Source organism: Campylobacter showae (assembly GCF_900699785.1).
Taxonomy (GTDB): Bacteria; Campylobacterota; Campylobacteria; order Campylobacterales; family Campylobacteraceae; genus Campylobacter_A; species Campylobacter_A showae_D.
Genome location: NZ_LR535679.1, coordinates 739331 through 765728, shown reverse-complemented (window position 1 = coordinate 765728; position 26398 = coordinate 739331). Strand labels below are relative to the sequence as shown.

Here is a 26398-nt window from a genome sequence, read left to right as displayed (position 1 = left end):
AAAGCCTCTCCGCCTTGCTAGCGTGAAGTTAGTAAATTTGATTTGAGTTATTGGGTTTAATTTAGCGAGCATTACTTAAAACGCTCGCTATTTAAAGAATTAAGCACCGATGATGATATGGCTAGCTTTAATGATAGCCGTTACTTCATCGCCTGCTTTTAGAGATAGGTTTTTAGCAGATTCGTTAGTGATGATGGCGCTTAGTTTATCTCCGCCTGCTATCTCGATATCTACTTCGGCGTTTACCGCGCCCTCTACTACTTTTACTACTTTACCTTTTAGTTGGTTAGTAGCGCTTAGCTTTAGACCGTTCTCGCCTTTAGCTACTATGATAGAAGAAGCTTTAAATAGATAAACTACCTTTTTACCTGCTACTAGATCTAGAGCCTTTTGGCTATCTACTGTTACGGTTGCTTTTACGGTCTCTCCGCCTTGCAATTTTGCTACGATTAGAGAGTTTACCGCTCCCTCTCTTACCTCCGTGATTTGAGCTTGTAGTTGATTTCTTGCGCTAAACATTGCGTTTTCCTTTGTGATTAAATTTGATTTTGTATTAAAATCTGGACGAATATTAACAACTTAAACTTTTATAAAACTTAAAAAACAAATATGCAAAAATCTAACTTTATCACTAAAAACGCATACATTAACGATTATCGGAATTTTAGGTATTTTGATAAATGAAGTAGAAAAATTTAATTTCGTAAATTGGAATTTGGGACAGATATTTTTTGGGTTAAATTTGAAAAGGAGTAGGGCGGGAAATGTGAAATTTGATTAAATTTGGCTTTTTGTCCTATAAATTTGACGAGGTAAGCCTGCGTAAAATTATAGCGACAGCCCAAAAAACTATCTTTAAGATATATGCTAAATTCGCATATATAAATCATCATCAGATACCGATAAAAACGCACTAAAAAGCGTTTAAGTTTTTGCTTGACTTAAGCAAGATTTCACTACAATCAAATCTTAAATTTAGATTTTCAAGCTATCATTTTGCAAAAATTAAGGAAAATCATGCAACCTATTTTTACGACCCAAATCACCAAATTTAAAGGCGCGCAAAAAAGCGCCGTTGATGATATTTTGGTGCGCGAGATCAAGCTTGAGATCTACATAAACGGCAAGCGTTTCGGCGCGCTCATGGCGACACCGACCGATCAGGAGGCTCTAGCTGCGGGTTATCTCATCAGCGAAAATTTGATCGCAAGCCCTGAGGATATCGAGAGTATAGAGCTTTCAGGCGACGCTTTAAGCGTGCGGGTAAAGGCTAAAATAAACGAAAAACGCCTCGAGCAGTTTGACGAGGAAAAAGTGATAATCAGCGGCTGCGGGCGTAGCTCGACGGCAAACATCGACCCTGAGGCTATGGCGACGCGCTCTATAAAAGCCGACGTAAAATTTCACAAAGACGAAATTTTGCGCCAGATGGGGCAGTTTTACACGCAGTGCGAGCTTTACGAGATGACGGGCTGCGTGCACACGGCCAAGCTTTTCGTGAGCGGCGAGCAGTTTTACATCGGCGAGGATATCGCTCAGCACAACACCATAGATAAAGCCGTCGGCAAAGCGGTACTAGCAGGCTCGCAGCTGCAAAATTCGTTTTTGATGGTGAGCGGCAGGCTCAGCTCCGAGATGGTCGCAAAAGCGGTCATGCACGGCATTCCCGTGCTCGTCTCGCGCACGGCTCCGACTAGCCTTGGCGTCGTGATAGCGCGTAAATTTAACCTCACGCTGTGCGGCTTCGCGCGCGGCGAAAACATAAACGTATATAGCGGCGCGGAGAGAATCTATGAGTGAGCAAATCCAGGGGCTGATCGAAAAACTATTAAATCCAAAAGGTAGGCTAGACTGCGGAGCGGCGTTTAAGATCGCCTCAAAGCTAGGCGTAGAGATCGGTGAGGTTAGCGACGAGGCCGAAAAGATGGGCGTAAAGATAGACAACTGCGAGCTGGGGCAGTTTGGCGGGCTAGAAAACGGGCGCGGCAAATACACCGTGATGACGCAGCTAAAACAGATGACCGACGAAAAGGACAGGATACTGTGCAAAGACGCTAGAGACGCGGCTGCGGGCGTGGGACTAAAGACGATCCGCTCGACGCTAAAAGACTATAAAATCGACGTAAAATACTGCCAGTTGGGGTGTTTTAAGGAGAAGAAAGGAAAGAAGATGAGAGTAAAAACCAAAACTTGGATAGAAAACGACGAGGGCGAGCTGATATTCGGCAAGGGCAAAACCGAAGTCCTAGATGTCATCGCCGAGGTCGGCTCGATCTCAAAGGCCGCCGAAATCCTAGGCATGAACTATAAAAAATGCTGGAATCATCTGCAAATTTTGCAAAAAAATCTAAAAGAGGAGCTCTTCACCACCAAACAAGGCGGCGGCGAGAACGCCGGCACGACGCTAAACGAGCGTGCACACGAGCTCATAAACGCCTATAGGCAGCTACAAAACGATATCGAGGACTTTGCGGATAAGCGCTTTAAGGAGCTGTTTTTGAAAAAAGACGAGACAAACGATAAAAAGAAATAAAACCACATCAAATTTAAGGGAGAAAAAATGTACGTAAAACTAAACGATAGGGTCTATCTAAACAAAGATAAGATCACTAGAATAAAGGTAGATAGCGTCCAAGACGGTATCAGGATTCGCTTCTACGAGGGGCAAAATCAGGTCGCTAAAAGCGGACGCTTCGAAACTGAGGCAAAAGCTATCGAGTGGCTAGAGAAAAATTTTATAAATAAATAAAATTTCCACCTCTCGCAAAGGGTAGCGAGCCTCTGCGGCTAGCGTCTCTTTGCCTGAAAAACTCGCAACGAACGCTAAATTTGCCGCTTGGCAGTTAAAATTCTAATTTTTAAATTTAGCGCTTAAATTTCCTCCGCAACGAAGTCGCCGCAAGCAAATATCCGCTCAGAAAATCAAAAATCGCTTTTAAAATTTCAGTTTTTGTTTTGTAAATTTTAAGCTCGCAAACGACGCGAGTAAATTTGACCGATAAATCAAAAAGCGTCCTCATCGTTGCTCAAATTTAGCTGCGTCTCAAGGATAAATTTATCTATTTTCCGCGCCAAATTTAGGGCAAAATTTAGCTGCAAATTTTAAAATCAGCCTACAAATTTGCCGCCAAATTTTACGCACGAATATCTTTTAAATTTGAGTAAATCGCCGCGCGGCAAGTTTTATACAGCTAAGTGCAAATTTAAAATAATAGCCCGCAAAATTAGCTTCAAATTTCCCAGAAAAAGCCCTAAATTTGCGAAAATTTAATATAATTACCGCATCAAATTTAAAGAGTAAAAAATGGCAAATTTAGACGAAATACGAAAAAATATCATCTTAAAACCGAGCGTGCATTATTTTGACTACACTGCTTCGGGGCTTGCTTATGAGCCCGTAGAGCGCGAGATAGCGCAGGCCCTCAAAACCTACGCCAACACCCACTCCGACAGTAGCTCCAGCGCCATCATCACGCAGCGGCACTACGAGGGCGCGAGAGAGAGCCTAAAAAAGCTGCTAGGGCTTGACGAGCGGTTTTATCTCATCGCCTGCGGACAGGGCGCGACGGCCGCGATCAAAAAATTTCAAGAGATACTGGGCATCTACCTGCCGCCTGCGACCAGAGGCGCGATCGGCGAGGCAAATTTACGCGCCGCACAGCTTCCGCTCGTGCTCGTTTCGCCATACGAACACCACTCAAACGAGCTTAGTTTCCGCGAGGGGCTTTGCGACTACCTGCGAGTGCCGCTTAGCGAGTCCGGCGAGATCGATCTGCTAGCACTCGAGCGCATTTTGAAGATTAACGCGGGACGCCGCATCATCGGCTCGTTTAGCGCCGCCTCAAACGTCACGGGCGTCGTCAGCGATTATAAAAAAATCAGCGAGCTAATCAGAGCCGCGGGCGGCATCGTGGCCTTTGACTGCGCGGCGCTGAGCTCGCACGCAAATTTAGACTGCGATCATTTCGACGCGATTTTCCTCTCGCCGCATAAGCTACTCGGCGGAGTCGCAAGCTGTGGGCTTTTGGCGATCAAAAAGGAGCTGCTTAACAGCGACGTGCCGACGTTTGCCGCGGGCGGGACGGTCGCCTACGCTAGCCGCGAAGGGCATGTGTTTTTGAAAAATCCCGAACAGCTAGAGGAAGGCGGTACGCCGCCCATCATCGGGCTAATGCGAGCAAATTTAGCCTACGCGCTGCGAAACGAGGTGGGATTTGAGAGGATAAAAAGCGCAGAGGACGAGCTAGCGCGGCTTTTTGAGAGCGAGCTTGATAGTATAGACAAGGTCATAAACTACGCTCCAAAGGGCGCTCCGCGGCTGCCGATAATTTCCTTTAACGTGCGTGGCGTCTCGGCGTATGATTTCGCCGCGAGCCTTAGCAACGACTTCGGTATCCAGACGCGCGCGGGCGTGATGTGCGCTGGCCCGTACGCTCACGATCTGCTGGGTATCAAGGAGGGGCGCATGCCAGAAGCCAAGCCCGGCTTCGTGCGCGTGAGCCTGCACTACACGCACACCGAGCAAGACGTGCTATATCTAGTTGGCGCGATAAAATCTTGCATCAAAAAGCACCGCGAGCTTTGGGGCGAGGAAAAGGCGATGTATGAGATGTTCGGCGGGAAAATTTAAATTTAAGCGGGTTAAATTCGGCTCGCGAAAAGGTCAAATTTGAGCAAATCAAAAATACGCGGTCAAATTTGAAATTTAACGCCGTAAAGATACGGGTTTTGGCGGTCAAATTTGATTAAATTTAAAAACTGAAAAGAGTAAATTTAAGTAAAGGAAAAGGGCGCAAATCGCGCCCGAATCACGCAAATTTAAGCCACAAATTCGACCCAAATTTGCGCGTAAAAAAAGTTAGTTCTTGCGAGTATTCGCATCAGGCGTGAAAAGCGGCTTATCTAGCAGCTTAAAGTCGCCGATAAATTTCTGACCCTCTTCGCTAGTCGCCCACTCGATAAATTTATTCGCGTTTTCGATGTCGGCCTTAGCGCAGTGCTTCGGATTTACCGCGATTAGCGAGTAGAAGTTCTTTAGGTCGTTGTCGCCCTCGTTGATGATGACCATCTCAGGCGCGCCTTTTTTGGTGTCCTCGTACTTGATGTAGGTGCCGCGGTCGGTGAACGTCACGCCCTTTTGCTCGGCTGCCGCGTTGATAGTAGCTAGCATGCCTTGGCCGGTTTGCATGTACCAGCCGTCTTTTTCAGGCACTTCGCCGATGATTTTTTTCCAGATACCTTTTTCTTTGTTGTCGGTACCTGATTTATCGCCGCGAGAGAAAAATTTGATATTCTCTTTTTTGATTAGCTCAAAGCTCTCTTTTATGTCCTTGCCTTTAAATTTATCTGCGATCGATTTATCGGCGATGACGACGAAGTCATTGTACATTACGGCTTTTCTCTCAACGCCAAAGCCCTTTTCTACAAATTCTTTCTCAACTTTTGGCGAATGCACGAAAAGTATGTCCGCATCGCAGTTTTCGCCGAGTTTCAAGGCCGCTCCGGTGCCTACCGCCGTCCATTTGATATCGACACCGGTTTTTGCCTTATACGCAGGATAGATCGCGTCTAGCAGCCCCGTATTATCGGTGCTGGTTGTGGTTGCCATAATGAGTTCGCTATCGCCCGCAAACGCCAAAACGCTCGCGACTAGCGAGCCTAATATTACTTTTTTCATTTTTCTCCTTTTTTAAAAAGTATGCTATTATAGCACATTAAATTAACCTTAGAAATATGCGGAGAAAGAATATTTGGATTTTTTATTAAACGGATTTTTGGAGGCCTTTAGGCTGCTTTTTAGCGGCGACGAGGAGACGTATTCGGCGATCAGGGCGACGCTTTACACTTCGAGCGTTTCGATATTTTTTGCGATTTTAGTCGGTTTTCCGCTTGGATTTACGCTGGGATTTTACGATTTTCGCGGACGGCGAGTATTACGACTGCTTAGCGATACGGCGCTTGCGATGCCCACCGTTGCGATCGGGCTTATTTTATACGCGTTTATCACGCGAAACGGCCCGTTTGGCGAGTTTGGACTGCTTTTTACGCTAAAGGCCGTTATGCTCGGCCAGTTCGTGCTGGCTCTACCTATCATCATCTCGCTAAGCGCTAGCGTCGTGGAAAATATGGACAAAAAGCACTACCTAACCATCCTAAATTTACGCCTGAGTCCGCCTAGGCTCGTTGGCTGCGTGCTTTACGAGCTAAGATACGCTCTGATGGTGGTCGTAGCGACGGCGTATGGGCGCATCGTGGCCGAGGTCGGCGTGGCGATGATGATCGGCGGAAATATCAAATACTTCACCCGCACGATCACGACTGCGGTGTCGCTGGAGACGAATAAGGGCGAGTTTGCGATGGGTATAGCGCTGGCTTTGGTGCTTATCTTTATCGCGTTTGCCGTAAATTTGACGATACACGCGCTAAAAAGGCTGGATAAATGAAATTTGATAAATTTAGAAATTTTACGCTCGCAAAATGCGGTCTAGGCGCGTCAAATTTGAGTCTTTGTGCAAATTTAACGAGAAAGGCGCACAGTGATAAACATTAGAAATTTACGCCTAAACTATGGCGCGAGCGAAATTTTAAACATCCCGCGCCTTGATATCGACGTTAGCAAAATCACCGCGCTAACGGGCAGCAACGGCAGCGGCAAAAGCACGCTAATGCGAGTGATTTCGTTTTTACAAAAGCCCACTAGCGGCGAGGTGCGGCTGTGGGGAAGCAGCGCGCCTAGCTTAAATTTACTGCGCGACGTTAGCGTTTTGCTACCAGAACCCGCGCTTTTAAAACGCTCCGTGAGGGAAAATTTTAAAGCCGTTTTAAAAAGCCGCGGAGTACTGGGAGAATTTGACGAGCGAGCGAGCGAGGCGTTAAATTTGGTCGGGCTAGACGAGAGCTTTTTAAACAAGCGCCACTTTGAGCTAAGCTCGGGGCAGACGCAGCGCGTTAGCTTTGCGTTAAATTTAGCGCTTAGATCACGGCTATATCTGCTTGACGAGCCGACAAATAGCGTGGACGTGGGCACCTCAAAGCTTTTCGGCAAAGCGGTGCTTTATATGCGGCAAAGATACGGCTGCGGCTTTGTGATAGCTAGCCACGACGACAAATGGCTAAGCGCGGTCGCCGAAGAAAACGTCTTTTTACACAAAGGTCGCGTGTGCGAATTTGAGTACAAAAATATTTTCGACGCGCAGGGCGGGGTTTTAAAATTTGACGAAAATGCGAGCGTAAATTTGCCGCAAAATTTAAGTAACTCCGTAAAGATCGCCGTAAATCCAAGCAAAATAATGCTAAGCAAAACGCTGATGGAAGGCTACCTTGACGGTATCTTGCACTCGGTTTCGCTCTATCTTGGCAAAGATCTTTTGGTAAAAATCAAAATCGGCGACTTTTTGATAAAAACTCTGGTGCCTAATTCGCAAAATTTTAACGTCGGCGAGAGGATTTATTTTAAATTTGACGAAGGAGCGTTTTGGGGGCTTGAATGAGCCTCAAATTTTGCAAATTTCGCTCCCGGTTTTAAATTTAGGCTCGTTTAACGCCCGTTAAAATAGCCGAGTTAAAAGTAAATATCAAAATGAAGCGTAAATGCAAGATATATGCGCAAATTTCATATTTCTTTTATCCCCTAAAATTCGCTACAAGTAATATGCAATTAAGGCATATTTAAGCGTATATTAATTTTTTTAATTTATTTTTTTTTAAGTATAAGAAATAAGCCAAAAAGTAGTATAGTTTCACAATCGAGAAAAATCTCAAAAAATAGACAAAAATGATAAAGGAAGGCGATGACTAGCAAGGGCGAATTTGCGGCGGGACGCGGGCTTTACTACTCGCTATTTTCGCATTTTTTCGTTTTTAGCCAAGACGCCGATAGATTTAGCGGCGTAAACGCGATGCTGGGCCTTGCCTCGGCGCACGCCCTAAACGAAGAATCGGCTGCCGCGATAATGCGCATACAGGCAAAATTCGACGAGAAAAACCCTAAAAATTTAGCTGATGAGTTTGATGACATTTTCCACGCTCCGCCAAGTCCGCTTAGAAACTCGCTGTCGTACTACGACGAGGGTTACGAGGTCGGGCATGCCTGCGCTAAAGTGCGTAAAATTTTAGCCCGCACCAACCTTAGGCGCGACGAGGCTAAATTTAAAGAAAACGAAGACAACGTGGGTTTCGTGTTTGCGCTGATGAGCGAATTTATCGCGCGAGAGAGCGAGCAGGAGCTATACGGCGAGCTTGAGGAGCAGCTTTTTAAAGAGATCATAAACCCAAATATCGACGAGTTTATAGAGAATCTTTTTAACCACGAAAGCAGCGAAATTTATAAAGACGTCGCAGTACTTCTGCAAGGATTTATAGAGTTTGAGCGCGTAGTTTTAAGTGCGCCGCGTCCTATAAATCAAGGCGAAAACAAAAAGACTTTGGACGGAGTTTCAAGATCCGAAGCTATAAGAAGACAAAAAAACAGAGTGAGAAAGCTAAAAGCTATGGAGGAAGAAAATGCAAAAAAATAGGCGAGAATTTCTAAAAAAAGCGGGCATCGCCGGCGCGGTAGCGGCTACGGCCGGAGTAGCGACGGCAGCGGCGTCAAACCTAAAATACGGTAAAAGCAAAAAGACCGAAGTGCTCTACAAAAGAAGCAAAAACTGGGATCTATACTACGAACAAGCGAAATAATAAAATTTAAGAAAGGATAAATATGTCTGAGGCAAATTTACGTCTTATGCCCCACTCAAACGCAGTCGGGCGAAGATCGTTTTTAAAAATGGCCACGCTAGCGGGCGTAGCGGGCGGTATGAGCGGACTGCGTGCCAGCGGCGTAACCAGAAGCGCGACTCAAGAAGAGATGGCAAATCCGTTTCCAAACTCTAAAATGGTAAAAACCATTTGCTCGGTTTGCTCCGTGGGATGCGGAGTGCTAGCCGAGGTAGAAAACGGCGTTTGGGTACGCCAAGAGGTAGCCCAAGATCACCCGGTAAGCGCAGGAGGCCACTGCTGTAAGGGTAGCGATGTCATCGATATGGTGCGCTCTCACTGCCGCGTAAAATACCCGATGAAAAAAGTAGACGGCAAATGGAAACGCATCAGCTACAAAGACGCGCTTGACGAGATCGGCGCCAAACTAAAAGCATATCGCGAGAAAAACCCTGAACAAGTGATGTTTCTAGGCTCTGCAAAAGACAGCAACGAGCAAAGCTACTACATCAGCAAATTTTCTGCGATGTTTGGGACGAACAACCTAGATCACCAAGCTAGAATTTGACATAGCGCAACAGTCGCCGGTGTGGCGAATACGTGGGGTTATGGAGCTATGACTAATCACCTTGGAGATATCCAAAACGCGAAGTCTATCTTTATAATCGGCGCAAATCCGGCTGTAAACCACCCGGTAGGATTTAGGCATTTTCTAAAAGCGAAGGAAAATAACGGCGCGAAGCTAATCGTGGTCGATCCAAGATACACGAGAACTGCTGCAAAGGCTGATTACTTCGCTCAAGTTCGCCCAGGTACGGACATACCTTTTATGTATGGTATGATAAATTTGATATTTGAAAACGGCTGGGAAGATAAGAAATTTATAGATGACCGCACGTACGGTATCGACGAGATCCGCAAAGAGGCCGCAAAATGGACGCCCGAAGTGGTCGAAGACGTGACCGGAGTACCTGCTGCAACGCTAAAAGAGATAACGGAAGTTTTCGCTAAAAACCGCCCGGGATCGGTCGTTTGGGCGATGGGTCTAACTCAGCACACCATAGGTAGCTCAAACACTCGTATCGCTCCGATCTTGCAACTAGTACTAGGAAATATGGGCGTATCAGGCGGCGGCTGCAACATCCTGCGCGGTCACGACAACGTCCAAGGCGCTAGCGATATGGCAAACGCGCCAGATAGCTTGCCCGGATACTACGCTAAAAACGAAGCCACGTGGAAATACTTCGCTAAAATGTGGAAAGTGGACTACGAGTGGCTACAAGGATATTTCGTAAAACCAGAGTGGATGTTTAAGCCGGGATTTACCCTAGCTCGCTGGTGGGCAGGCGTACTTGACGGCAAAAACGGCAATGACCCGGTTGAAAACGCAGGCGATAGCCTAAAAGCCCTAATCGTCATAGGCAACGGTATCACCTCGACAGCTCAACAGGCAAAAGTGCAGGAGGGCCTTGACGGCCTTGAGCTTTTGGTGCTACTTGATCCTTTCGTAAACGACGCGGGCGTTATAACAAATAAAAAAGACGACGTCTATCTACTGCCTGCGGCGACGCAGTTTGAGGGTAGCGGCACGGTCGTGGCCACAAACCGCAGCGGCCAGTGGAGAAGCCAGGTCGTAGAGCCTTTGTTTGAGAGTATGCCCGATCACGAAATTTTATTTGAGCTTGCAAAGAGAATAGGCTTTTACGACGAGCTAACTCGCACGATCAGAGACTCCGAGGGCAAGATCGAGTGGCCGGAGGCTGCTACTCGCGAGATCTCTAACATAGTAAAAAGCATCGGTCTAACGGGCTGGACTCCGGAGCGTCTAAAACGCCATCAAGCTAACTGGGATAAATTTGACGAAAAAACGCTAATGGGCAAAGAGGGTACCGAGGTAGCTGGCGAATACTACGGCTTGCCGTGGCCTTGCTGGACGGAAAAGCACCCTGGCAGTCCAAATTTATACGATATAAATAGGCCGGTAATGCAAGGCGGTATGGGCTTTAGAAACCGCTTTGGCCTAGAGCATAACGGCGTAAATCAGCTAGCGGCCGACGGTAGCGCGCCTGTAGGCGGCGCTCAAAGCGGCGGATATCCGGAGATCAAAAAAGATAACATCGAAAAGATACTAGGCATCACGCTAACTGATGAAGAGCGCGAAAGAATGGGCGCTACGTGGGCGACGGACGCTAGCGGTATCATTGCAGAAAAATGTATGGAAAAAGGCATCGCTCCGTACGGCAACGCAAGAGCCAGAGCTGTAGTTTGGACCTTCGTCGATCAGATACCGCAGCACAGAGAGCCTATCCACTCGCAGCGCCAAGACCTTGCTCAGAAGTATCCGAGTTTTGAGGATAAGCCGAATCACTACCGCGTATTTACGAAATATAAGAGTTTGCAGCTAAGTAAGGATTTCTCGAAAGAATTCCCGATAAATCTAGTCACGGCTCGTCTCGTAAACTTTAGCGGCGCGGGCATGGAGACGCGTGCTAGTATGTATTTGTCGCGTATCACGCCTGAGATGTTTGCGGATATCCACCCTGAGCTTGCGGCTAAACACGGCATTAAAAACTGGGATTTCGTATGGATTCATTCGCCTGAAGGCACAAAAATCAAGGTACGCGCTAGAATCGTACCGTCAGTCAAGCCTGATATGATTTTCTTGCCGTTTCACTGGGCGGGACACATGCAGGGCGTCGATATGACGGGCAATTTCCCTGACGGCACGAAGCCTTATTCGGTAGGCGAGAGCGCAAATACCGTCACCAACTACGGCTACGATATAGTCACTCAAATCCCCGAAACCAAAAGCGGTCTATGCCGCATAGAAAAGGCGTAAAATGAGCGAATTTAATGATAACAATAGACTTAAATTTTACTGCGACGACGATAGATGTATCGACTGTAACGGCTGTGCGGTGGCTTGCGACGAGGCTCACGAGCTGCCTCTTGGCATCCGCCGCCGCCGCGTCATCACGCTAAACGAAGGCGTACCCGGTAAGGAAATATCAACCTCGATAGCCTGCATGCACTGCGAGGACGCTCCGTGCTCGCTGGTTTGCCCGGTTGATTGCTTTTATATCAGAGCTGACGGCGTCGTGCTACACGACAAAGAGATATGCATCGGCTGCGGCTACTGCTTATACGCGTGTCCGTTCGGCGCGCCTCAGTTCCCGCGCGAGGGGGTATTTGGTGCGAAAGGCTCGATGGATAAGTGCACGATGTGCGCAGGCGGTCCTGAGGCGACAAATAGCGAAGTAGAGCGCGAAGAATACGGTCAAAATAGAATTTCCGAAGGCAAAGTGCCGGTTTGTGCGGCGATGTGCTCGACAAAGGCGCTGCTGGTAGGCGAATCGGCGATGATAGAGAAGATCTACGGCGACAGAGTCAAGGCTCGCGGCTACGGCTTTAAAGACCTAAAACAAACTCCGACCTGGAAGCTTGCTTATTATGCGGGCGATAGGCTAAAATACAGCTTCTAAATTTATCCGCTCCGCACAAATTTGGCGGGGCGATTAATCTCATCAAATTTGACGCGGTTTGTCTGCGTCAAATTTGACTCACACTTCTTTGATTTCATTAAATTTTACACGGATAGTTCGTCAAATTTGAATGCAGGCAAATTTAAAATAAAAATGGATAAAATTAAGTAGAAAAAGGGCGGCCTCCCGCCCTAAATTTACGCTCTAACAGGAGACAAATACGGATTTGCCGAGTGCATCGACATCTCGTTTTGCTCTCTAAATTTGATAAATTCCTCCTCGCTTAGACGCCTGATATTTGCTATCGTCATCTTTAGCGGCGTGATGCCTGAGAGCGGATCCGGATCGCCGGCGTTGGCTAGCTCGTTACCGTCAGCCTCGCTGTAGTGGAAGGTCGTAAATATCGTACCTTCTTTTAGATCTGGATTTACGCGCAGTTTGGCCGCGATCTGGCCGCGTTTGTTTTGTACGAGCGCGTAGCAGCCCTCCTCTAGCTCCCTCTCGCGAGCGATATCGGGGCTTACCTCTATGAGCGCGCCCTCGACTCCCGCGCCGTATTCAAGGGCTGGACACTCTCTAGTCATCGTGCCGGTGTGGTAGTGATAGACCTTGCGTCCGGTCGTAAATAGGCACGGATATACCTCGTCGGGCACTTCACTAAGCGCGCCGCTACCGACTGGATAGCTGTCCGGGATATTCATCTTGGTTCTAAATTCGGCCTCGGCCTTTGCGCGCTCCTCTTTATCGTCTAGGTACAGAACCGGCGCGAAGCGGAATTTACCGCCAGGCAGCATGGACTTGTGATCTGCGTAAAGCACGGGCGTACCAGGGTGCTCCTCGTCGGGGCACGGCCAGCTGATGCCGCCTAGTTTGCCTAGTCTATAGTAGCTGATACCGCCGAAAAATTTAGGCATAAGCTCTCTTAGCTCGTTCCAAATTTGCTCAGGGCTCGCAAAGTCAAACCCCTCTAGCCCCATGCGGTTTGCGATATTGCAAACGACCTTCCAATCAGGCTCCACGCCGCTAACGGGTTCGCTAGCTTTGCGCGTGCGTTGGACGCGGCGAGAGGTGTTGATAAAGGTTCCGTCCTTTTCGCCCCAGCCCGCGGCAGGTAGCACCACGTCGGCCTTGTGTGCGCTCTCGGTAAAGAAAAGATCCTGCACGATAAAGCAGTCTAGGTGATGTACGGCGTGGACGAAGTGCTCGGTCCAAGGATCGCTCATTACGGGGTTTTCGCCATAGACGTAGAGGACTTTTAACTCGCCGCTATCCATTTTATCGGGTGCTTGCGTTAGCTTAAAGCCCGGAACCGGATTTAGCTCAAAGTGCCATACTTTGCGCGCTTGCTCCTGCGCATAAGGGCTGTTTACCGCGCCGGCCGGGATGACGTTAGGCAGCGCGCCCATGTCGCATGCGCCTTGGACGTTGTTTTGACCGCGCAGAGGATTTACGCCCGCGCCCTTTTTGCCTAAATTTCCCGTTAAAACGGCTAAATTTGATAGCGAAAAGACGTTTGACGTGCCGTCGCTAAACTGCGTGATGCCCATCGTGTAGCAAATCGCCGCCGCGCCTGCTTTAGCATACATCCTAGCTGCTTCTATGATGAGCTCCTTTTTTATGCCGATTTCGCGCTCGAAACGCTCAGGCGTAAAGTCCTTGACCGCTTCTTTTAGATATTCAAATCCCTCGGAGTACTTCTCAATAAATTCGCTATCTTGCAAATTTTCGGCGATGATTACGTGCATCATCGTATTTAGCGTTTTGATATTCGCTCCGATCGGGATTTGCAAGAAAATATCGGCTTTTTTAGCCATATCGGTGCGCTTTGGATCTACGACGATCATCTTTGCACCGCGCTGAAGGCCGCGCTGCATCTGCATAGCGATGATCGGGTGGCACTCGCTCGTGTTGGTACCGATGAGTAAAAATACGTCCGTGTCAGTCGCAAATTCGACCAAATCGTTCGTCATCGTTCCGTTTCCTAGCGTGCTGGCAAGACCTGCCACTGTAGGAGCGTGTCAAAGACGGGCGCAGTGATCGACGTTGTTGCTGCCCTGGGCGCGGAAAAATTTCTGGAAAACGTAGTTATCTTCGTTATTTGAGCGCGCAGAGCTAAAGCCCATGATTGAGCTTGGACCGTATTTTGCGACGGTGGATTTAAATTTATCCGCTAGGAAATCATAAACCTCCTCAAAACTCACTTCTTCAAGCTCTCCGTGCTTGTCGTAGACGCCGTTTAGCTTTCTCATCATCGGTCGGCTTAAGCGTTTAGGAGAGTTTACGAACTCCCATCCGAACATTCCTTTTAAGCAAAGCTCGCCGTCGTTTACGTGGTGGTCTTTGCTAGGTTTGGCATCTACGATTCTACCGTTTCGCACGATAAGATCGATGCCGCAGCCCGTACCGCAATATGGACAGGTGGTCTTTACGATCTCTTCCATTTTCGCTCCTTTCTGGTATTACTGAAATTTATGAGATTATTATACAACGGCAAATATAAATTTAGTTTTAAAATTAGTATAAAATTTTAAGAATTATTTAAGTAATATGCAAATTTAGCATATTACTTTTTAAATTTGTAAAGCATAATATGTGGCTCATATTGTACTTCGGTACAATAGATTTTTGCATAGAATATATGTATAATCCGCCCGTAAATCAAAATTTATACTAAGGAAAACAATGGCAAACAAAGTAGGTATCATAAAAGATATAAGCGGCGGCGCAGCTACGGCGGTAGATAGTAGCGGTAACAAAAGAACGCTAAACATAGGAGACGTGGTATACTTAGGAGAGGTTATAAAGACCGATAGCCCTACTGCAAAAGTAGTAATAGAGCTAAATAACGGTAAAGAAGTCGCTCTCGTGGGCGAGGATACTTTGTCGCTTGATCAAAGTGCGGTAATTAACGAGGGTTTCGGCGGTGAAGCCGTAGCCGACGTTTCTGCTATTCAACAAGCCCTACTTAACGGCATGCAGCTTCAAGATTTGGAAGAGACTGCTGCGGGCGGCGGCTCTGTCGCTTCTTCTGACGGCGTTAGCTTGAGCCAAGTTTCATTTTTACAAGGCGGACACATATCTAACGTTAATGCTATGTACGGAAATTTAGACAACGCGGTAAATAATATAAATCCGTATCAATTTACTTCCGGCGTTGGTGGCAGCAGACCAGACCTTACAACCACTTCAGCTCCGATCGTTACTATAACCGAAGATACTAATAACGACGGAATTTTAAATAGAAATGAAAACGGAATAGATCCTAACACTACGACGGCTAAGATCGAAATACCTGCAAATGCCGTAGCAGGAGATACTCTAAACGTTACCGTTACGAATCCCGACGGTACTCAAAGAACGCACAGCGTAACTATTACTCAAGATATGAAAACTAACGGCTATATCATGGATAATAGCACTGCCGATAAAACGGTTCCTGTCCAGGACGGAAGAGTCTCTACTGTATCTGCAACTATAACCAACCAAATAGGCAACGAAAGCCCAAGAGGTAGCGATAGCGTTAGATTTGATACTACAACCACTTCAGCTCCGATCGTTACTATAACCGAAGATACTAATAACGACGGAATTTTAAATAGAAATGAAAACGGAATAGATCCTAACACTACGACGGCTAAGATCGAAATACCTGCAAATGCCGTAGCAGGAGATACTCTAAACGTTACCGTTACGAATCCCGACGGTACTCAAAGAACGCACAGCGTAACTATTACTCAAGATATGAAAACTAACGGCTATATCATGGATAATAGCACTGCCGATAAAACGGTTCCTGTCCAGGACGGAAGAGTCTCTACTGTATCTGCAACTATAACCAACCAAATAGGCAACGAAAGCCCAAGAGGTAGCGATAGCGTTAGATTTGATACTACAACCACTTCAGCTCCGATCGTTACTATAACCGAAGATACTAATAACGACGGAATTTTAAATAGAAATGAAAACGGAATAGATCCTAACACTACGACGGCTAAGATCGAAATACCTGCAAATGCCGTAGCAGGAGATACTCTAAACGTTACCGTTACGAATCCCGACGGTACTCAAAGAACGCACAGCGTAACTATTACTCAAGATATGAAAACTAACGGCTATATCATGGATAATAGCACTGCCGATAAAACGGTTCCTGTCCAGGACGGAAGAGTCTCTACTGTATCTGCAACTATAACCAACCAAATAGGCAACGAAAGCCCAAGAGGTAGCGATAGCGTTAGATTTGATACTACAACCACTTCAGCTCCGATCGTTACTATAACCGAAGATACTAATAACGACGGAATTTTAAATAGAAATGAAAACGGAATAGATCCTAACACTACGACGGCTAAGATCGAAATACCTGCAAATGCCGTAGCAGGAGATACTCTAAACGTTACCGTTACGAATCCCGACGGTACTCAAAGAACGCACAGCGTAACTATTACTCAAGATATGAAAACTAACGGCTATATCATGGATAATAGCACTGCCGATAAAACGGTTCCTGTCCAGGACGGAAGAGTCTCTACTGTATCTGCAACTATAACCAACCAAATAGGCAACGAAAGCCCAAGAGGTAGCGATAGCGTTAGATTTGATACTACAACCACTTCAGCTCCGATCGTTACTATAACCGAAGATACTAATAACGACGGAATTTTAAATAGAAATGAAAACGGAATAGATCCTAACACTACGACGGCTAAGATCGAAATACCTGCAAATGCCGTAGCAGGAGATACTCTAAACGTTACCGTTACGAATCCCGACGGTACTCAAAGAACGCACAGCGTAACTATTACTCAAGATATGAAAACTAACGGCTATATCATGGATAATAGCACTGCCGATAAAACGGTTCCTGTCCAGGACGGAAGAGTCTCTACTGTATCTGCAACTATAACCAACCAAATAGGCAACGAAAGCCCAAGAGGTAGCGATAGCGTTAGATTTGATACTACAACCACTTCAGCTCCGATCGTTACTATAACCGAAGATACTAATAACGACGGAATTTTAAATAGAAATGAAAACGGAATAGATCCTAACACTACGACGGCTAAGATCGAAATACCTGCAAATGCCGTAGCAGGAGATACTCTAAACGTTACCGTTACGAATCCCGACGGTACTCAAAGAACGCACAGCGTAACTATTACTCAAGATATGAAAACTAACGGCTATATCATGGATAATAGCACTGCCGATAAAACGGTTCCTGTCCAGGACGGAAGAGTCTCTACTGTATCTGCAACTATAACCAACCAAATAGGCAACGAAAGCCCAAGAGGTAGCGATAGCGTTAGATTTGATACTACCACGCCCGCGGCCCCTACGGTTATATTTACGGAAGACTTGGATAACAGCGGGTTGCTTAGCTATTCTGAAAATAAACATGACGGCGATAAAAAAGTTACCGAAGCTAAGATTACCGTACCTTCGGACGCCACATTAGGAGATACTCTAAAAATTACCGTTACTAATCCAGACGGCACGAAAACAACACAAAGCGTAACTATTACTCAAGATATTAAAGATCACGGCTACTCGTTGCAAATCCAAACCAATAAGATGTCCAATAGTGGATCAACTACTGTATCTGCAACTATAACTAACTCGATAGGCAACGAAAGCCCAAGTTCTAGCGATACGTTAAGATTGGATGTAAATCCGGTAGTTTACTTGCCTGAGAATTACAACGGAGACCAAATCTTAACTCCTTCTGAAAATATAAGAGATGGGAATTTAAATTTCACGACAGTAAAAATTACTATCCCTGAGGATGCAAGAGCCGGCGATGATATGAAAATCACTATGACATATACTGACAAAAACGGTAACGTAACTACAGAGGAAAGAATAGAAGTAATCAAGCAAGAACATATTGACAATGGGCGAGCGATGGTAATAGACGGCATGGCTAAGGTAGCTCCTGGGGTAAAAACCGGAGTTATAGCTAGAGTCGTAGATCACGGTAACGGCGATCAGAAGAGCGAAGATTCAAACAATGCAGAAGTAACATTCTATGACGGCAATATAGGCGTAGAATTTAATGAAAAACCTAGCAAGGTACAGGCATCAGGAGCTAAGATACTATCTAGGGCAGACGGTATGACTGATCAAAACGTAAACGAAACTAACGCTACTATAACTATACCTTACAACGTTAAAGACGGCGATAAACTAGTCTTGAAGGTTGAGGAACCTGGCAAAGGCGTAGTTACAAAAACGTATACTATTAAATTAAATGCGCAAGGCGTTATAGAGTCTATAAAAAATGACGCTGATAGCAGCGATATTTTACCTAGAAAATCTAATAAGCCGATCTCCGATCTAAGAACAGACGACGAGCTCTATAAATTTGAGTACAAAGATCTCGACGTAAGATCAAATCAAGATACGAAAATAACGGCTACCGTGCAATACTCTGAACCGCAACCCGACAAAACTGCCGAGGCGAAAATCAGCATCGAGGCTATAAAAGAACCGGGCGTGATTTTTGAAGACGCTAAAGGCGGAAAGGTTACGGATAGAACGGTTGCTGGACACACGAGCAGTGAATACACGACAACCGTAACGATTAAAATTCCAAACAATGCGGTTAACGGCGATAAGCTAACAGTTACAATTAAAGAACCTCGGGCTGACGGATCATATATAGATACCGTTAAACACTACACTATCGAGAAAAATAACAACAAGAGCAATGCTGTAACGAGACTCAAAGATAATGATACCGGTAGCTACGTAGACATGAAAACAAAAAATAGTTTCGAGATAAAAAACGTTCGTATGCGCACAGATCACAAAACTACCGTAGAAGCCGAGATATCAGATGCTAGAGGTATAGAGAAGGCTAGTGCTACTAAAGATAATATAATCAACAATCTAGATGCTATGGAAGTTAAATTTGATAAAGACGTTAATCAAAATTTAACCATATCAAGAGCCGAAAGCGCTGAGGGCGGTAATACGCAGATCCATAAAACTACGGCAAGCATAAAGCTTCCTGACAACATAGTTGACGGCGATAAGTTAAATATTACCGTAAAAAATAAAGCCGAAACTTCAGGCGAGACGAGTCAAACTAAAACATATACTCTTCAGTCATATCAAGACGCCGACGGAAATAAGCGCTTTAAGGGTGTGGCTGCCGACGGTACCGAGGTTGAGGTTAAAAAAGACTATACGGTACAAGTAGGCGTAACTATGGATGAGGGATACAAAACCGTAGTAGAGGCCGATGTTTCAGATGGTAAAGGCGGTAAAGCAGCTGCTAAAAATAACAGCGAAATAACACCTCTTTATGACGATATGTATGTGGCATTTACCGAAGACGAAAACAACGACGGGTCTATTTCTGCCGGCGAAAATGCTCAAAGCGGCGTAACTACCGCTACCGTAAAACTGCCTAGCAACATAGTAAACGGCGACAAACTAGATATCGACGTTAAACATAACGGTGTAGTAACTGAAACTAGAACTTATACTATTAAAGAGTATCAAGATCCGGCAGGTAATAAGAAATTTAAAGTCGTGGCTGCTGACGGTACCGAGGTTGAGGTAAAACAAAACAATACTGTAGAAATCAAAAATATACGTATCAGCGATACCGAAAGTACTGGAGTAGATGCTAAAGTAACCGGAGCAGACGGAATCGGAAAAGCCGCGTCTGCAGCTAATAGCACGATCCTAGGAAGCGGCGCCGGACATAGACCTCTTTATTTGGGCTTTGAAGAAGACGTAAACAGAAACGGTAAGTTAACTAGAACGGAAGCAGACCTAGACGGCAATATCCACAAGACAAATGCTCTAGTTACGATCCCTAGCAATGCGGTAGCCGGCGATAAAGTACAAGTTAGCATAAAACAGCCAAAACCGGATGGAACTACCGAGAATATCTCAAAAGAATTCTCTATAGTAGGCGTAAATCCTGATGGAAGCTATAAGGTTAGAGGTAACGACGGGGTTGAATTTGATACCGGCAAAAACGGCATCATAAAAGTTCCCGTGTCTATGATAGCCGGCAAAGAAACCTTAGTCGGCGCTAAAGTGGTCGATAGCGCTGGAGCGCAAAAAGCGGCCGTTGCAGATAAGGATCTTGAGCTAACTCCTGAGTTAACCAATAAAAACGTATCTGTAAGCTTTGACGAAGACAATGCTAATAGAAACGGCGTAATAGATAGAAGCGAAGCATCAAGCGACAATAGCGTTCTTACTACTACGATTAGCGTAACTCTTCCTAACGGCGTAGTGGCTGGAGATAAACTAACCGTAAATATAAACGGAGCCGACAAGGTCTATACCTTTGAAAAATCAAACGGCAAGCTACAAGCTGTCGGTACGGACGGCTCAAGGCTAGACGTAGAGGACGATACGGTAAAAATTAAAAACGTACCTATGCAAAACAATACCGAAATCGTTGCAAAAGCAACACTCTCTGACGAATTCGGAATAGACAAAACTCCTACGGCCGAAGCTAAAAATAAACTAAATAGCGACTGGAACGGAGAGCTAACTGCTAGATTTGAAGAGGATGTCGATGACGACGGTAAGATTAGCAGGATAGAAGATACCGCAGACCGCGGATATGCTCAAACTACTATCGCGGTAGGACTTCCAAGCAATATAATAAACGGCGATAAGCTAAATATTAATATTAAAGAGGGCAGCGTAAGCATAAGTAATAAGTCATATACTATCCAAGAGTATAGAGATGCAAACGGAGTCAAGAAATTTAGAGCAGTAAGCAGCGATGGATCAGAAACTCTAGAAGTAGAGGGCGGCGCAGTGCGAATTCGCAACGTAAGTATGAAGCCGGATGATCAAACCAAGGTTTCTGTAGAGGCTACGCTAACCGATGCGTATAACAATAATAGGGTCGCAAGCAACGATGAGGCCGTCCTGGAAAAAATGCAAAATATAAGCACGATAGGATATAGCGAAGAAACCAACTATGACGGCAGACTAACGGTAGCGGAAAATAGCCAGGACGGAGATAAGGGTTCAACGGGTATAAGCGTTTACCTACCTGACGATACGGTAGCCGGAGATAAAGTCGTAGTGAGCTATACCGATCCTCACGATGCAAGCAAAACGATAACCAAAGAGTTGCCTGCTTTGACTCAGGAAGATATAGATCGCGGTCATGTTTCTACCGATATATTAATAAATACCGAAAAAGACAATAACAAGGTAAATATTACCGCTAAAACGGTGGATCAAAACGGCAACGAAAGCGCTACCGTCCTTTTCCCTACGATAAACGTGGAAAAAGACACTGCTAACGACACCGTCACATACAAAGCGACTCAAGAGAGGATGTACGGCGGACTAGGCGAAGATACGTTGGTATTTAACGACAGTATCGACTTGAGCCAAGTAAACAACTTGGATCATAAGGTTGAAAGCTTTGAAGCCGTACAGCTAGGCACCGACGGCGCAGGCGGAGCGGTAGAGCTAACCCTAAAAGCTAAGGACGTGCTAGATATCACCGATAATGCCGATACGGTACTAAAAATAAAAGGCGACGAGCACGATAAGGTTAAAGGTCAAGGACAGTGGAGGCTATCGGACGATCAAAGCAAGGCTGATGTCGGCTATAAAGTGTATGATAGCGTAGATAGCGTAGACGGCAAAACCGTACACATACAAATCGACGAAAAGATCCAAACGGACTTTTAAGTTTTAAACGCTATGCGGCAAGGGAAGCAAAATCTCTTGCTGCAAATTTATTATTCAAATTTATTCCTAGTTTTCTCAAATTTAGCTCAAAATTTAACTTCAAATTTATCCGACTTTCATTTTTAAATTATTAATTTTAAAAGCATTTAAGTGTATAATCAAGGTAGAAATTTCTCAAAGGAGCACCCATGAAAAATCTAGTCATTTTTCTAGTCGTCTTAGGCGTTATCGGCGGTATCGCCTTGAAGTACGTCAATGCCTTCCCAGTACTCGACGAAACGGTCAAGGAGAAGTGGGCTCAGGTGCAAAATCAATACAAACGCCGCGCCGATCTTATCCCAAATTTGGTAAAAACCGTCCAAGGCTACGCTAGCCACGAGGAGAGCGTGTTTAAAGAAGTAACCGAAGCTAGAAGCAAAGCCTCTCAAATGACGATCGACGTTAGCTCGGTAGATGATCCCGCTAAGCTAAAAGAGTTTGAAAACGCTCAAAAAACTCTAGGCGGCGCGCTATCTAGGCTAATGGCTATAACCGAAAACTACCCTCAGTTAAAAGCCGATCAAAATTTCCTCTCCCTGCAAAGCCAGCTTGAGGGTACGGAAAATCGCATCGCGGTCGCTAGAAAGGATTATATCGCAGCCGTCAAGGACTACAACGTCGCTCTGCGCAAAATTCCGGGCAAATTTATCGCCGAAATGATTTATCCCGAGCTAAAACCGCGCGTAACCTTTGAAGCTAGCGAAGCCGAACAAGCCGTACCGGACGTATCCTTCGCCAAATAACCCAACCAAGGCACAAAAAATGAAACGCATTTTATCTACTTTATTTTGCGTTTTTACGCTAGTTTTGGGGCATTTTGCGCCAAATTTGTCTGCGGCGGAGCAAAATGCCTCCGCTAAAGAGGCTACGAGCCAAATTTTAGATAAAAAGGCTCCCGCTTTCCCTGCCTTAACTGGTAGAGTAGTAGATCAGGCGGGGGTGTTAAGTCAGGGGGTCAAAGAGGAGCTTGAAATCGCTCTAGCTACTCACGAAAACAACACCACAAATCAAGTAGTAGTAGCTACTATAAAGTCTCTAGGCAACTCTCAAATAGAAGAGTACTCCCTAGAACTAGCTAGACATTGGGGCATAGGACAAAAAGGTAAAGATAACGGAGTAGTATTAGTAGTAGCTCCAAACGACAAACAAGTACGCATAGAGGTAGGATACGGCCTAGAAGGTACTCTAACGGACGCACTTAGCAGCAACATCATAAACTACTACATAATCCCTGAATTTAAAAAAGGCGATATCCAAAACGGTATAAAGATAGGCACGCAAAAGATCATAGCGCTACTTGACGGGGACGAGGGCGTGAGGGAGGAGATACAAAAGCAAGATGAGACGCCTGTGGAAGCCTACGGGATAGTAGTTGGCATGGTGATGGTATTTGCTTCGGCTATTTTTGGCGCGGCAGCCCTGCGAATCGGAGCCAGCGCGACGTTATCGGGTTTTATCTCGGGCGTAGTCGCAGGGACGTTTGGTATCGAGGATCTGCTTGTTAGAGGCGCGATAGTGCTCGTTCTTTTCGTGCTACTTTTTTACCTAATGCGAAATATGAAAACCGGCGGTAGAGGCTTGTACGGCGGTGGCGGCTCTGGCGGTTACGGCGGCGGATTTAGCGGCGGAGGCAGAAGCTCAGGAGGCGGAGGTTTTAGCGGAGGGGGCGGAAGCTTTGGCGGAGGCGGGGCTAGCGGCAGGTGGTAGCTGCTTTAAAATTTAGCGTCAAATTTGAGGTTTTCAGTTTATAAATTTGCAGTCAAATTTAGTGGTGTTTTTCTTCTTTTGGTTAAATTTAATGCCATGTATGACCAAAATTGAGTTGTATTTTAAAAAATGAACTAAATTTTTAAGTTAATAAAATTATAGTTGTCAAATATTGTAAGTAATAATTTTATGAGTTTTATTTCAAAAGGAGTTTAATGTGGATTTGTTTACACCGCAGGTAGAAAAAGAAAGATTTCATCCAAATTTTGCCAGGATACTTGAAAAAGATAATGAGATAAAAAATGGTCTATTGGCTGGCGAGAGCTGGGAACAAGAAAAATCAATATTGCAGTCTTGGTGCATAGGCTTCCCGGATAGAGATAATAAATTTATTAAAGAATTTCAAACTACTTTCAATTCTAGTTTTTGGGAAATATATCTGTATAAAATTTTTAGCGATTATGGTTTTAAATTTAATTAGAGTTATAGTAGACCGGATTTTTTATTAAATATGAATAATATCGATTTTATAGTTGAAGCTACTACTGCAAATAAAGCAGATGATGAAAAGCCCAATGAGTGGGATAAAGAAGAGCCATTGGCTAACCCTTTTAACCCAGAGGCATATGATTATTATTTAAAAAATATGAATGAAGCAAATAGGTACTCTATGATACGATTATCAAATGCCATATTAAGTAAATATAGAAAATACAAAAATGATTATTCAAAGCTAGACTATGTAAAAAATAGGCCTTTTATTATCGCTGTAGCTCCTTTTGAGCAACCATTTTTTTATCATCAGTATTGTCGAGCTATAATGGCATTGCTATACGATTATTACGTTGACGAAGAAGCGTATTATAACAACCACGAAGATTATATTTGTCCGCCAACGATTTATTTGAATAGCATTAAAAAAGATAATGATGCCGAGATACCTTTAGGGTTTTTTAATGACGAATACATGAGTGAGATTAGTGCTGTTATTTTTAGTTGTAATGCAACTTGGTCTAAACTAAGAAAATACAAAAAAACTTTGATGTTTCTAACCTTAGATGGCCTTGTTGCGGAAAACACATATGAGCTTGTTGAGGATGGATTATTTATTTTTCATAATCCGTATGCAAAGTATCCTTTGGATAGGTCTGTTTTTAAGCGAAACAGGGTTTGTCAGGTATATCCTCCCAGCAGTAGGTTTGGTGAAATCAAAAATGCGATCTATATATGTCTAGAAAACGGCAAAGAGTTGGTTGTGGATTTTGGTGAAAAACATATGACGTTTAGGTGTCCAATTGTTACTTAAATCACTCCCAAAATCTTTTTATAATTACTAAAAATCGGCGAATCCTCGCCAAAATACAAACTCATCGCGCGCACGTATCGATCGAGCGGATTTTGGATACGATTTAGCGCCAGTCGCTCGCGAAAAGGCAGGTCGTAACTGCTTAAAATCACGCTAAAAGGCACGGGAAAATCGGTGCCGAAAAGGATTTTGTCGTGGATTTGAGTTTGGGTTTTTAGATGCGGCAGGATGCGGGCCTTGTTTATGCAAAGCAGCGCCGAAATGTCGGCGTAAAGCCCGTCAAATTCGCGCAGCCAACGAAGTAGAGTGAGGTAGTTGGCGCCCAGTTTCTCTGGATCGCGCGAAAACATAGACAAAACGCCGTCGCTTGAGGCGCCCATATGAGCGCAGACGATGCGGCAACCAAGATTTAGCGGGGATTTTAGCTGCTCGATGCTCTCAAGCGCCTTATTTGAGGCGAGCGAGTTTTCGTCGCCCACGTGGATAACAAGCGGTAGCCCAAGCTCGCTAAGTAGCCTAAAATAGGGCTCATATCGCTTGTCGTTTAGATCCGTCTCCCAGTAAGAGTGCAAAAGCTTGCCGCCTTTAAAGCCCATTTTGTGGTATTTTTCGATCAAATTTAGCGCGTCTTTGCGGTTTGGATTTACGCTAAAAAACGGCACGACCTCGTTTGGATTTTGCTCGTAAAAGGCAAAAACATCTTCGTTTGAGGCGCAGACGGTTTTGTCCTTGTGCACGAGGTTTCCGCTCTCGTCAAATTTCGCATCGACGCCGAAAACCACGGACTTTTGGACGAAATTCGAGCTTTTTATCAGCCGCGCGAAGTTGCTTTTGTAGCCCTCAAAGCCGTTTTTTATAAGCTCGCTCCTGTTTATGTCGAATTTTTTAGCGAAAAACGCAAGCGCTAGCTTGTCGTAAAATCGGTCGAATTTCACGTCCGAGCTAAGCAAGTGTGAGTGGATATCGACGGTTTTTATCTGCGTTAAATTTGCGCTTTGCAAGCCGCCAAATTCGCTTTCCCGCACGGCGGTTTCGTTAAATTTACCCCGCGAAAATCCGCCCGAATTTGCTTCGTTTGCGGTTAAATTTACGCTCGCTTTGGCAAATTTATCTTTGGCGCAAATTTGATCCGCCGCGTTTTGGCAAAACCCGAGCGTTTTTGGCGCAGCCGTCTCGCTCGCTCTCAAATTTGAGCTCAAATTTACCCGCGCGTTCTGCTTGGTTAAATTTGCGCGAGTTAAATTTTCCTCCGTTTTGCGAGCTACTAAACCAAAGCTTGTCGCCGTTTTGCCGGCTCTTAAATTTACGTCAAAACCCAAAGCGTCCAAGCGCTCGTTCGCGCGGTTAAAAACATCTCGAAACATCGTTTCTCCTTTTTAAAATTTGGCGAAATCATAGCCTAAATTTTAGAAAGTGTCAAGTGACGCTTTACGCTTTATGGTTTTCTAAGCTAAATTTGCGTAATATTTCGTCAAATTTA

19 protein-coding genes are annotated in these 26398 nt (G+C 45.1%); 15 read left to right on the top strand and 4 right to left on the bottom strand.

Annotation, left to right across the window (positions count from 1 at the left end; genetic code table 11):
- Positions 1–99 precede the first annotated feature (99 nt).
- On the bottom strand, positions 100–519 hold the full coding sequence (locus E4V70_RS03815; protein ID WP_122863341.1) for a TOBE domain-containing protein: 420 nt from the start codon (positions 517–519) through the stop codon (positions 100–102).
- A 498-nt stretch (positions 520–1017) separates the two neighbouring features.
- On the opposite strand from E4V70_RS03815, the gene fdhD reads away from it, so the two are divergent.
- From fdhD to E4V70_RS03795, 4 genes are all read left to right on the top strand, one after another.
- Complete coding sequence (fdhD, locus tag E4V70_RS03810; protein WP_122861805.1) at positions 1018–1800, top strand: formate dehydrogenase accessory sulfurtransferase FdhD; 783 nt, start codon at positions 1018–1020, stop codon at positions 1798–1800.
- On the top strand, positions 1793–2533 hold the full coding sequence (locus E4V70_RS03805) for a winged helix-turn-helix domain-containing protein (protein WP_122861806.1): 741 nt from the start codon (positions 1793–1795) through the stop codon (positions 2531–2533). The genes fdhD and E4V70_RS03805 overlap by 8 nt, the downstream gene beginning before the upstream one ends.
- Before the next feature lie 27 nt (positions 2534–2560).
- A complete protein-coding gene (locus E4V70_RS03800; RefSeq protein WP_002951016.1) occupies positions 2561–2749 on the top strand; it encodes a hypothetical protein in 189 nt (62 codons plus the stop codon).
- Between the two features lie 555 nt (positions 2750–3304).
- A complete protein-coding gene (locus E4V70_RS03795) occupies positions 3305–4630 on the top strand; it encodes an aminotransferase class V-fold PLP-dependent enzyme (protein WP_122861807.1) in 1326 nt (441 codons plus the stop codon).
- A gap of 228 nt (positions 4631–4858) precedes the next feature.
- Here E4V70_RS03795 and tupA read toward each other — a convergent pair whose 3' ends face one another.
- Positions 4859–5677 carry a tungstate ABC transporter substrate-binding protein TupA gene (gene tupA / locus E4V70_RS03790; protein ID WP_122861808.1) on the bottom strand — a complete coding sequence of 273 codons (819 nt, stop codon included), beginning with the start codon at positions 5675–5677 and terminating at the stop codon, positions 4859–4861.
- 73 nt (positions 5678–5750) lie between these two features.
- Between tupA and tupB the strand changes: the two genes are divergently transcribed.
- The 6 genes from tupB to fdh3B all read left to right on the top strand — a co-directional run bounded on the left by tupB (position 5751) and on the right by fdh3B (position 12179).
- Positions 5751–6443 carry a tungstate ABC transporter permease TupB gene (tupB, locus tag E4V70_RS03785; protein WP_122861809.1) on the top strand — a complete coding sequence of 231 codons (693 nt, stop codon included), beginning with the start codon at positions 5751–5753 and terminating at the stop codon, positions 6441–6443.
- 93 nt (positions 6444–6536) lie between these two features.
- Entirely contained in the window at positions 6537–7490 is a 954-nt protein-coding gene (tupC, locus tag E4V70_RS03780; RefSeq protein WP_122861810.1) for a tungstate ABC transporter ATP-binding protein TupC, read from the top strand.
- Positions 7491–7790: 300 nt separating this feature from the next.
- A complete protein-coding gene (locus E4V70_RS03775; RefSeq protein ID WP_122861811.1) occupies positions 7791–8516 on the top strand; it encodes a TorD/DmsD family molecular chaperone in 726 nt (241 codons plus the stop codon).
- A complete protein-coding gene (locus E4V70_RS03770) occupies positions 8503–8679 on the top strand; it encodes a twin-arginine translocation signal domain-containing protein (protein WP_122861812.1) in 177 nt (58 codons plus the stop codon). The genes E4V70_RS03775 and E4V70_RS03770 overlap by 14 nt, the downstream gene beginning before the upstream one ends.
- A gap of 46 nt (positions 8680–8725) precedes the next feature.
- On the top strand, positions 8726–11536 hold the full coding sequence (locus E4V70_RS03765) for a formate dehydrogenase subunit alpha (RefSeq protein ID WP_134482494.1): 2811 nt from the start codon (positions 8726–8728) through the stop codon (positions 11534–11536).
- Position 11537: 1 nt separating this feature from the next.
- A complete protein-coding gene (gene fdh3B, locus E4V70_RS03760) occupies positions 11538–12179 on the top strand; it encodes a formate dehydrogenase FDH3 subunit beta (protein WP_122861815.1) in 642 nt (213 codons plus the stop codon).
- 197 nt (positions 12180–12376) lie between these two features.
- Here the strand turns inward: fdh3B and E4V70_RS11195 are convergent, their stop codons facing one another.
- Entirely contained in the window at positions 12377–14620 is a 2244-nt protein-coding gene (locus E4V70_RS11195) for a molybdopterin oxidoreductase family protein (protein ID WP_241091296.1), read from the bottom strand.
- Between the two features lie 241 nt (positions 14621–14861).
- On the opposite strand from E4V70_RS11195, the gene E4V70_RS03745 reads away from it, so the two are divergent.
- From E4V70_RS03745 to E4V70_RS03725, 5 genes are all read left to right on the top strand, one after another.
- On the top strand, positions 14862–21866 hold the full coding sequence (locus E4V70_RS03745) for a hypothetical protein (protein WP_134482478.1): 7005 nt from the start codon (positions 14862–14864) through the stop codon (positions 21864–21866).
- A 188-nt stretch (positions 21867–22054) separates the two neighbouring features.
- Positions 22055–22648 (top strand): LemA family protein, encoded by a 594-nt coding sequence (locus E4V70_RS03740; protein WP_122861819.1) that lies wholly within the window; start codon positions 22055–22057, stop codon positions 22646–22648.
- A 19-nt stretch (positions 22649–22667) separates the two neighbouring features.
- On the top strand, positions 22668–23612 hold the full coding sequence (locus E4V70_RS03735; protein WP_122861820.1) for a TPM domain-containing protein: 945 nt from the start codon (positions 22668–22670) through the stop codon (positions 23610–23612).
- 217 nt (positions 23613–23829) lie between these two features.
- Entirely contained in the window at positions 23830–24093 is a 264-nt protein-coding gene (locus tag E4V70_RS03730) for a hypothetical protein (RefSeq protein WP_122861821.1), read from the top strand.
- 30 nt (positions 24094–24123) lie between these two features.
- Entirely contained in the window at positions 24124–24918 is a 795-nt protein-coding gene (locus E4V70_RS03725) for a hypothetical protein (protein ID WP_122861822.1), read from the top strand.
- Here E4V70_RS03725 and E4V70_RS03720 read toward each other — a convergent pair.
- Positions 24915–26282, bottom strand: coding sequence for an amidohydrolase family protein (locus E4V70_RS03720; protein WP_122861823.1), 1368 nt, complete (start codon positions 26280–26282; stop codon positions 24915–24917). The genes E4V70_RS03725 and E4V70_RS03720 overlap by 4 nt on opposite strands.
- Positions 26283–26398 lie beyond the last annotated feature (116 nt).